Below are 2,237 nucleotides of genomic sequence, written 5' to 3'. Positions count from 1 at the left end.
CCGTGGTCCCCTCTGACCTGGTACTCCCATGTTCATCCACTCCTCGCGTTCATAATGGGATATGGTGTGTCTCATCTCAATGCGTTATAGAAAGTCTATTTAGACCCTGCCTGGCATTAGCACAAAAAGATAAGAAAAGTCACAAGCTACAAAACTAGATCAAGCATAATAAAAGCGGTAAATCGAAACTGTCTCGGCAACGCCTGCATGGAGAGCTTTTAGCGATTCCAAAAGAAATTAAACAACCTTAGTCCGGTTGAGTATCGAACTAAGGGTTGCTTAATGTCATCAAGCCGATAATCCAAAGAAATCAACCGAAGAATCAAAATATAAAAGAGTTATAGAATATTTTGTGGTATTGGTGTAGTGGTCACAGTAGCTTGATCTTGGGCAATAGATGGATTCGGATCATTTATATTCTTTTTAAGAAGGGTGACCTGAAGTAACGAACTAATAGATGATGTATTATCAATAGATCCAAATACCTCGCCACCCGCATTAGTGGCACTTCCAGTAGCGTCAGCTATAGGACCAATCAATGTATAGGTAGCCGGTTGATTTGTATTCAAAAATACGGAGGTTTCATTTTGATAACCTTCTGACCGTGGAGAACTGATCCAGTTCTGATAGGTACCAACGGTTCCTGGGGTATATGAGTCACCATATCCGGATGCGCCATTTCCTAATAAAGTATTATTCATCATGGACCCGCGCATTCCGCCTCTGGGCCAAAAACTACTCGGCATATTATACGTACTAAATATGAAAATATTACCAGGTTTATTTAGTTGTCTTCCAAAATAATCATCCATGAAATCGCCATACAAATCCAGGCTATCAATTTCTAGATCAAAAAAGAAGGGTTCGGTAGGCTGCATTCCAAGTAAACAAATTAAATGATCTTTACTAAAATTAAATGGATAGTATTTATTCCAAAGTACACATTCTGGAGCGGGGATCGTAGCGGGATCAAGTATCACTACCTGAAAACCTATATTTATAGGTTGAAAACACTGCTCAGGCAACAATTGAGTAACCGGTTTTCTTAGGTTGTTAACATCTCGCCCTGATACAGTAATGCTCGGCTTAGTGAATGAGACGGGGGGAAGGGGAGGGGGAGGAGATTTTAAAGTTGATTGAATTTGGGATTGTATAAGTTGCACCTGGATGGTAGGGGTCAATCGATCCGAAAAGTCTTCAAAGGCAGTGTTCATGGCTCCGTTTTTTCCCTTGGATATAACAAAGGAAAGATCTGCGATTGCTTTTATTCGAATATCCATCATAAAATTGGGATTCATAGGAATTGTGTCTTGCCATGCAGCTATATCCATTAACGCTTGTTTCGCGGCTTCGTCGTCAGGAAGCCTCGGGTCAAAAGTGAGAGATCTGGTTCCTCCTTTGTTGGAAAATTGAAATACGCTATTTTCCACATACTTTTTATATTCTGCATTTAATTCCCTCATTGCACCGCCCATGAGAGTTTCAACATTGAACATAAAGTTGGCGCCAATTTGTTTCTGTACAAAGCCAGTCACCGTCGTGACCGCGTTATAGTATTGAAGAGTTCCGCCATAAATTAAATCGGATACAAAATAGCCGCCATACTTTTGAAAAAAATCAAACCATGCGCTGACATTGCTGGGATTTGTCTTATCAAAGGTAGCTGGAAGATTTTCGACATCGGCTTTAAAAGCGTCACTTAAAAACGGATCCGACGTATTAGAAGTGGAGACACAGATGGTTCCTGTCACCGTATAGCTAAGGTAAAAGCAGTAATAATATTCCCGGGTCATTCCAAAGGTGTCCGAATAGGAAGCCTCAAATTGACCACCGAATAACGGGATAGGAGTGCCGACTCCTACTCCTGAAGAAATCGTCTTTTGTGTAGTAATCCGTGTAGTGGCCGAAGTCAATTTGGTATACGAGGACTGGCGTTCGGCACAGGGACCCGGTGAAGCATATTCGGGAATCAGAAAGGTGGTGCTGATATCCGGTGCCTGCCGACGAAATTCATATTCTTTCGTAGCGGCTTTTGAGGGATCAAAAATGGGAGCTAGTACAGAAGTAATATCGGGTTCTCCTTGTGTATTAATTCCAAACCCCAAAAACGTTGTACTGCCGTCGACAACTTCAACAGTTTGAAATAACGCGCACATGTTCTTCCCTCCTACTCGGGTGATTGTAAAAAAGCTTCATGAGAAGAATTGCTGGACTACGGCAACAAGTGTTCCGGAAAG

At 41.7% G+C, this 2,237-nt stretch carries 1 protein-coding gene; it reads right to left on the bottom strand.

Annotated features, from left to right (window positions below):
- Positions 1 to 338: 338 nt before the first annotated feature.
- Positions 339 to 2,156, bottom strand: a complete 1,818-nt coding sequence (locus BLV90_RS15830) for an MAC/perforin domain-containing protein (RefSeq protein ID WP_091743075.1) — start codon at positions 2,154 to 2,156, stop codon at positions 339 to 341.
- Positions 2,157 to 2,237 lie beyond the last annotated feature (81 nt).

Origin of the sequence: Marininema mesophilum, assembly GCF_900106775.1 — a bacterium.
Lineage (GTDB): Bacteria > Bacillota > Bacilli > Thermoactinomycetales > DSM-45169 > Marininema > Marininema mesophilum.
The sequence above is the reverse complement of the archived record's forward strand: the minus strand, read 5'-3'. Positions and strand labels throughout refer to the sequence as shown.